Raw genomic sequence first — 6043 nt, forward strand, 5'->3', positions numbered from 1 at the left:
GACCGGCAAACCCTCACTGCGCGGCAACTCAAAGCGCTCGGCCGGGTCGTCAGCAAGCACGGTGAACCCTATCCCCAGCGCATCACTGGCCTTTTTCAGCTCATCACCGCGCAGGCCGTCGAAATTCACCCCGAGCACCGTCACGCCCTTGGCCTGCAGGTCTTTGGCCACTGCATTGAGCTCCGGAATCTCCGTACGGCACGGGCCACACCATTCAGCCCAATAGTTGAGCACCAGCCAACGCCCATCCACGTGTTCGGCCGCCACTTTGCGGCCATTTTGATCCAGCCCATAGTCTGCGCCGCAACCGCCGAGCAACAGGCTCGTAGTGATCGCCAGTACTGCTGCCAATCGCCTTGTCATGGGTCAATCCTTATTGAATATTCAAGCAAAATGCGAAGTCGCTGCGGTTAGAATAGCCGCCACTTCATGCTGGATGCGACCCGAACATGACCGACTTGACGCTTTACCATAACCCACGCTGCTCCAAATCCCGTGGTGCGCTGGAACTGCTCGAGGCCCGTGGCCTGGCGCCAACCGTAGTACGCTACCTGGAAACACCACCCGACGCGGCGACGCTGCGCAGCCTGCTCGGCAAACTGGGAATCACAGCCCGTGAACTGCTGCGCAGTGGCGAAGACGAGTACAAGAGCCTCGACCTGGCAAACCCTGCCCTATCCGAAGATGAACTGATTGCCGCCATGGTCAGCCACCCGAAACTGATCGAGCGACCGATTCTGGTCGCGGGCGACAACGCCGTGATTGGCCGGCCACCCGAAAAGGTGCTGGAGATCCTTTCGTGAGCACGCCCTACATCCTCATTCTGTACTACAGCCGCCATGGCTCCACCAGTGAGATGGCCCGGCAGATTGCCCGTGGCGTTGAACTGGGCGGCCTGGAAGCCCGTATTCGCACCGTACCGGCCATTTCCAGCGAGTGCGAAGCCGTTGCCCCGAGCATCCCGGAAAACGGTGCGTTGTATGCCAGCCTTGACGACCTGCGTAATTGTGCCGGCCTGGCACTGGGCAGCCCGACTCGCTTCGGCAACATGGCCGCACCTCTCAAGTACTTCATCGACAGCACCAGCAGCCTCTGGCTGAGCGGCGGCCTGGTCGGCAAACCCGCCGCGGTGTTCACCTCCACTGCCAGCCTGCATGGCGGCCAGGAATCGACGCTGCTGTCCATGCTGCTGCCGCTGATGCACCATGGCATGTTGATCATGGGCCTGCCCTACAGCGAGTCGGCGCTGCTGGAAACCCGTGGAGGTGGCACCCCTTATGGCGCCAGCCACCACGCCGGAGCTGACGGCAAGCGCGCCCTGGACGCCGATGAAATCGCCCTGTGCCGGGCGCTCGGCCAACGCTTGGCGAGCACCGCTACGCTACTGGAGAACGGCCGTGGCTAAGAAGCCGAAAGTACTGCCCCCACTGGAGTGGTTGGCTCCACGTGTGCGTATCAGCCGGGCGCTGAGCCTGGCGACATTCGTCGGCTTGATCGCCCTGTTGAGCGTCAACACCCTGCTATTCGCCGAGCTGCATGGCGCGCGCTCCTGGGTGATTCTCGGCGTCGAACTGGTACCGTTGCTGATACTGATGCCAGGCATACTGCTGGGCAGTGCCCGCGCTCATGCCTGGATCTGCTTCGTGGTAAACCTGTATTTCATCAGCGGTGTACAGGCCACCTTCGTCCCGGACCGGGCACTGTTCGGCTGGCTGGAAGTGCTGCTGAGCCTGGCGCTGTTCATCAGCGCCTTGCTGTATGTGCGCTGGCGGTTTCAGTATGACCGCAAACTGGCGGGTGAAGGCTCGGCGCAACACTGAGCCCAGCGATCCCCCACCCGCCTTGACCTCAATGGTTAACGGTATGCGCCAGCATCACTGAGAGCTGACACAGTGGCCGCCCGCTTTCGGCGTGCCACTGATTGAACGCCGCCTGCACCCGCGCCAGGTCCCGCAGGCTGGTCGGCGCCTTGTCGATGATGTCCTGAGCCACAAGGGCCGCAACCATGTCGTCGGTAGGGATAAACGTAGTCCAGGTTATCCGGCAGATGACTTGTTGAATTGGCTAATAGTCAACAGAACTCAGGTGGGGCGGTGAATGTGATAAGCCAAATTCACTCGCCCGATCTCGAATCCTTGGCCCTAAATCAAACTGAGCTTTCTACGCTATGATTTATTAATTGCGTAGCAACGATGAGTGCATACTGATACACAAATGTAAAACACGCAGTAAGCAACGCGGCCTTCACACTCAGATCCTCAATACCAGAAACGGGAATTTCCCCTGCATGAACGTATTGGTTCCTCACTGCGTAAGCGATACTCATAATATGCAATGGCGCGGCATCAGAAACCGAATTAGTAACAGCATTATACGAAAGTAAAATTAAGTCTTTCTGAACACCTACCGAATTCTCTTCCAGGTAAATCAAATAGCCTTGAATACTCTCCCTAGCCCCAGCCACTGACATAACAGATCGAATACTTTCACGAAAGCTATCAATAGCTTTTTCCATCAAAACCTGAAGATACAAATCAGTTATATGATCATCATCAAAAACCGAGGCCTTGCCAACTGGAGTTCCTGTAACTGCAAAATTGCGATGCAGCACTATGGCTTCTTGAATACTGCTCGCGGCACCAAATGACTTTATCTTTTCGGGCCTGTCTGATTCAAAACCTAGCGCTGAAATGATCGGCAATAGAGTTTCATATGCAAACCAAGACTCGGACAGTTTGCTCATTGCCACATAAACTTCACTCCCATCAACATCAATAGACAACCCCGGAAAAGTTATTTCCGAATAAATTGAAAATTGTATTCTAGAGCCAAAGCCTTTAAAAGCATCAGCAATCGCACCACCACCCGCCCCCTCACAACAAGCTTTAAAATAATCGAGAACCTCAGCAGTAAGCGCACTAATCATTTAATCAAAGTCCTTATTGGAATTCATCCATCCGAGCATCACACCAACGAAGCCGACAGGTATATCTTACTGCCTTTTTTTATGGCCGCATCCAATTGAATACCAAGTTCCCCACCTGTAGCCTTATTGACATCTACGTCATTTAGCTTCAGACCTATGACTTCCCGGGTTTCGTAGACATCATTTTTCAAAACATAAAGTCTCGAACCAACTGATATCGTAGCCTCCCCCAACTGCAGAACAATCACGCGCCCTTGCTGATAAACCTCCTCAACAACACCAACCTCAACTAGTTCAGGTGGTGAAATTTTTACATGGCCAAATTCTAGCAACTGCTTTTTAACTTCGTCTTTTGTAACCAATCCGCGAGCAACGTCGAAATAGGCACAATACAGCTGATAAGTCGTTATCAATCCTCGCTTATCTAACTGTGCATCTTTTATTTGATTTTGACTAAAAGGAGGGTTTATTCGAAGCTTGGGTGATACGTAACGCTGATGATTCACGACATACAACGCAGAGACGTCCCAAGCCCTTCTTTCTTCTTGACGTCTATTCTTAATCTTAGAAATCTGAGCGCATTCCTTATCCTTTGAAGTACCCCCTATACCCTTAACCTCTACCACCAATAGGCCGGGCTCAAGCTGAACTTGAATGTCTTCCTCCAAGACTTCTCCACTGTGTTCGTCCATCGCTTTTGCCGAGGAGAAGCCTAGCCACACCAAATATTCTCTGACCGCTTCTACTAATTCTTCTCCAGTCCCGGAAAGCATTACCCTCAGAAACTTATATTCATCTTTTAATCTTGTAATCGCGGCTTCATTTTCAGCAACATCCGCTAGATATTTCGCCTCAATATCAATACGTGCTTCACGGATTTCTTGCTCACCGGGAAGCGGACAGGACCCATCATCCAGCCAGCCAAACATTCCATTATACGGAAACACTCCTGGAAAAATAGCTGCGAGACTGTCAAACAACTCCACAAGAAAGTTCGACTTTCTAGCTATTTGCGGCAATACAAATACTGCCCCCTTATCTTCAAAAGCGACGTACCCAACAATTTCCCCAATGGCATTAGTCAGAAGAGGAACAAAATTCCCATCCGGCTCGTATTTCCCATTTTTCCAAAAAGTAGGATGGGAAAAAACAACCTCATAGGTTGCAGAATTCAAATATTTTGCAAGAATAGAGTGAAACCTGGTTTCTTCTTTATAAAGCTCGACTGCTTCCCCGAACTTATTCTTAAAGTTCTTTATGCCATCACACAGACGTAACGTATCGCAATCTATTCGCTCTACGACTTTTGCACCATGCATCCCAATCTTTGCAAGATCATAGTGAATTTTATGATTTTCCGCCGCGAAAATAACGACAACAGATTCTCTTTTAAGAACCTCATCAATCTCGTTGGAAAATCTTCTAGAACCAAAACCTTTTGAATTAAATACCTGCTCCGGGTAAGAACTCACTAGTGCATACGCAGAATTTCCGCTGGTATCTTTCAACTCCGCACGCGCTTCAGATTCCTCCACGACATCCGTCTTAGCCAAATCCACCACGACAACGTGAAACTCGTGAAGATTCGAAGGCAACTTCACGAGCGGACGCAGAAAACTTTGCATACCCGGATTTTTTTTGGGGCTACTCACATTGCCCCCCAAGGTAGCTGTTGTGCAGTCGTAAAGCTTCTCCGCAAGCAAAGCGTGGACGTCCGTGTCCATGTCAACCAAGCAAACTTTTGGAATAGCGTTCACGGCGGACTTCACAAGTGGTAACGACATTTCATCTTGCACCGGCGACATGCCTTGTTTCGACATTTTATCGACCATCCTTTTCAACCTTCCAAGATATCTAAGCATTTCGTTTTACTTATGGACTTCACGGATAGAAGCACCAAATGGCCTCACCACAGCACTCAAGGTGAAGAGTAGTGTGAATTCACCACCGACCGCAACGCCCACTGTCAGTGATTTAGCGTCGCGCGTGAATGAAACACCTAAGTGTCTCAAGTAGCTCCAAGCAAGGACACCCCGATTAAGATTAACCTTTGTGCATCAACCTCCTATCCTCCCGACGTCGCTGAGCAGCTCGGCCACGCGCCGCTTTAAAATTTTCCTGATGAAACAGGCGATCATCGCGCACAGCTTTTTGTGACAACTTAATCTGCCAAAGATAGTCCATAGCCAAATAGTGATCAGCCACTATACTTGAAGTAGAAAATCTATCCTTGAAGGATTGCGAGCTCTCCATAGTAGATCGCAGCAAGCCATAGTTAGGATTCAAGAACGATTGATAGAATACATACTTAATCTCATAAATAGTGAACTGTGAAGATAAAATATTTAGGTAGTTCTCCGCCTTCGCAGAATCATAACACTCCGACTTGACCAGAGAAATAATTGCAATTAGTGTTTCGAGATACCTCGCCTGCCTAGCAAGAAAGTGATTGCAGGTCTTGTAAAGCCAATATGTGTAATCGTCTTTATCAATCAACCCTCCTTTGGGTGGAAATGACAATCCAGGCTCACTTGCACAAGCACTCTCAAACTCGCTTAACCTAGATCGTATAGCATCAATGCCGTGCACCCTAGACTCAGTTCGATCTAGCGACCTGAAAGAGAGGTTAGCAAGATTTTCTCTATATAGACTAAGAAGGCGATAAAATGACTCTTCAAACTGCTGCTGCTGAAACGTTCTACTCTGCAGCTTAATTTCTGCACGCGTTTCGGAAAGCTCTGCTCTTGTGAGTCTCAAATCTTCGCGCTGAAGAAAAATAGTAGTTAACAAACCTGCAAATCCAAGTCCTGTGAAAAGACTATTCAATGCACCGAAGCTATCGCCAAAAGTCCCAGCCTTAGAAATTGAGTACTCATCAATCGGCCATGTTTTTACAATCAGGAACAGCCCATAAAGAATAACTATAAAAGCAATACCTCCGAAGCTCACCATTAATACGCGACGAATATGCAGACTTGGCGGTGCACACGGATCTGCTGAGTCTGCTCTGAAGAAATATCTATTCATTTTGACCTTATCCGGCTCTTCGCATTTAAGGGTGTAGAAAAAATCTGACCGGCTGGAAAAGGAGTCGAGGATCTTAGAAAATGTAAGCTC

7 protein-coding genes and 1 pseudogene are annotated in these 6043 nt (G+C 49.7%); 3 read left to right on the forward strand and 5 right to left on the reverse strand.

Annotated features, from left to right (window positions below; all coding sequences use genetic code 11):
- The coding region (locus tag EKA13_RS25415; protein ID WP_065761845.1) for a TlpA disulfide reductase family protein at positions 1 to 363 on the reverse strand (363 nt) is incomplete at its 3' end.
- Between the two features lie 86 nt (positions 364 to 449).
- On the opposite strand from EKA13_RS25415, the gene arsC reads away from it, so the two are divergent.
- From arsC to EKA13_RS25430, 3 genes are read left to right on the forward strand one after another with little or no spacing between them, the layout of a single operon-like run.
- Positions 450 to 803, forward strand: a complete 354-nt coding sequence (gene arsC, locus EKA13_RS25420; protein WP_065761846.1) for an arsenate reductase (glutaredoxin) — start codon at positions 450 to 452, stop codon at positions 801 to 803.
- Positions 800 to 1405, forward strand: a complete 606-nt coding sequence (gene wrbA, locus EKA13_RS25425; protein WP_065761847.1) for an NAD(P)H:quinone oxidoreductase — start codon at positions 800 to 802, stop codon at positions 1403 to 1405. Before arsC ends, wrbA begins: the two co-directional genes overlap by 4 nt.
- A complete protein-coding gene (locus EKA13_RS25430) occupies positions 1398 to 1820 on the forward strand; it encodes a DUF2069 domain-containing protein (protein WP_065761848.1) in 423 nt (140 codons plus the stop codon). The genes wrbA and EKA13_RS25430 overlap by 8 nt, the downstream gene beginning before the upstream one ends.
- Before the next feature lie 28 nt (positions 1821 to 1848).
- Here EKA13_RS25430 and EKA13_RS25435 read toward each other — a convergent pair.
- The 4 genes and pseudogenes from EKA13_RS25435 to EKA13_RS25450 form a co-directional block, all read right to left on the reverse strand.
- Positions 1849 to 2028, reverse strand: a pseudogene (locus tag EKA13_RS25435) (DNA-3-methyladenine glycosylase I); the annotation flags it as partial.
- A 118-nt stretch (positions 2029 to 2146) separates the two neighbouring features.
- The gene (locus tag EKA13_RS25440) at positions 2147 to 2926 is read right to left on the reverse strand and encodes a hypothetical protein (RefSeq protein WP_065761849.1); all 780 of its coding nucleotides are present in this window, start codon (positions 2924 to 2926) and stop codon (positions 2147 to 2149) included.
- Between the two features lie 38 nt (positions 2927 to 2964).
- Entirely contained in the window at positions 2965 to 4758 is a 1794-nt protein-coding gene (locus EKA13_RS25445) for a hypothetical protein (protein WP_065761850.1), read from the reverse strand.
- 211 nt (positions 4759 to 4969) lie between these two features.
- Positions 4970 to 6043 (reverse strand): hypothetical protein (locus EKA13_RS25450; RefSeq protein WP_218060857.1); only part of this gene is annotated, 1074 nt, incomplete at its 5' end.

Source organism: Pseudomonas defluvii (genome assembly GCF_001695625.1).
GTDB classification, from domain to species: Bacteria; Pseudomonadota; Gammaproteobacteria; order Pseudomonadales; family Pseudomonadaceae; genus Aquipseudomonas; species Aquipseudomonas defluvii.

Bases quoted from the DNA above. Each gene is read 5' to 3' on its own strand.
- arsC (WP_065761846.1), top strand. From the start codon at position 450: ATGACCGACTTGACGCTTTACCATAACCCACGCTGCTCCAAATCCCGT.
- EKA13_RS25440 (WP_065761849.1), bottom strand. From the start codon at position 2,926: ATGATTAGTGCGCTTACTGCTGAGGTTCTCGATTATTTTAAAGCTTGT.
- EKA13_RS25445 (WP_065761850.1), bottom strand. From the start codon at position 4,758: ATGGTCGATAAAATGTCGAAACAAGGCATGTCGCCGGTGCAAGATGAA.